This is a genomic window from Gemella sp. 20925_1_85 (assembly GCF_041433735.1).
GTDB lineage: Bacteria > Bacillota > Bacilli > Staphylococcales > Gemellaceae > Gemella.
Genome location: NZ_JAPWCC010000055.1, coordinates 1 through 1,205, shown reverse-complemented (window position 1 = coordinate 1,205; position 1,205 = coordinate 1). Strand labels below are relative to the sequence as shown.

Here is a 1,205-nt window from a genome sequence, read left to right as displayed (position 1 = left end):
TCGCGTCCGTCTCTTCCGTCACGCCCTGCTGCTCCATCACGTCCGTCGCGTCCGTCGCGTCCTTGAAGACCTTGTGGTCCTTGCGGTCCTGCTTCTCCTCTTATACCTTGTGGTCCTTGAGCTCCATCTTGACCTTTATCACCTTTTAATCCTTGTGGTCCTCTGATATTACCGATTGTCTTCCAGTTTCCGTCTTCTTTTTTGTAAACATCACCTGTTGTTGCATCGATATAAGTATCACCATTTTTTCCATCATTTGCTGTTGGTGCATCTGGCCCACTTAATAATTCAGCCCCATTACGTCCATCTGCTCCGGCTGCTCCGGTTGCTCCATTGGCACCGTCTGTACCATTATAAATTGGTTGTTTAGCAATTAACTCATCTATACCTTCATCGTATCTACCATTACCGTTGTTATCAAAGTAAGCTGTTATAAGCGTACCTTCTCTTGGTTTTTCTGCTGGTGCTGTAGATGGAGCGTCTGCTAATGCTCTTCTAACTCTTCCACTTCTTTGATTATTAATTCTCAATGCTGCTTCTGCTAAGGCATTTAAGTCAATAGTTGGTGTACGTCCATCTTTTCCGTCTTTTACATTAACTGTTACAGGTTCTTCACCAGGAACTGTAAATGTAATGTCAGTACTACGTCCATCTTTTCCACGAGCTGTCGTAACTTGTGGCGTTTTACCATCACGTCCTGCTGCTCCTGTTTCACCACGTTCTCCACGGTCACCTTTTTCACCTTTAGCACCTTGTGCCCCAGTTAATCCACGTTCCCCTTGGTCTCCTTTTTCACCTTTTGCTCCATCCGCAATAACAATTTCTCTTAATTTTTCATCAGTTGCATCAAGTTCATTATTACCATTTTTATCATAGTAGAAAATAACTGTTGTTGTTTTATCAGCTTCATTTCTTTGAGTAGAAACTAAAGGACTATCTCCATCAAATCCATCTCTAACTACTGTATTAGTTACATTACCTCTACCGTCATTAATAGTAATTGTATGTGTTCCATCCTCTTTATTATCTTTAACAGTAACTGTAGGAGTAACTCCATCACGACCTGCTTGTCCTTGCGCACCAGTTAATCCACGTTCCCCTTGGTCTCCTTTTTCACCTTTCGCTCCTTGTGCTCCAGTTAATCCGCGTTCTCCGCGATCTCCTTTTTCACCTTTTGCTCCAGTTAATCCACGTTCCCCTTGGTC

The 1,205-nt window shown here is 43.0% G+C and carries 1 protein-coding gene; it reads right to left on the bottom strand.

What is annotated here, in order from left to right; translation table 11 throughout:
• Positions 1-1,205, bottom strand: a 1,205-nt coding sequence (locus O3884_RS08975) for a collagen-flanked surface repeat-containing protein (RefSeq protein ID WP_483299438.1), incomplete at both ends; no start/stop codon positions are given.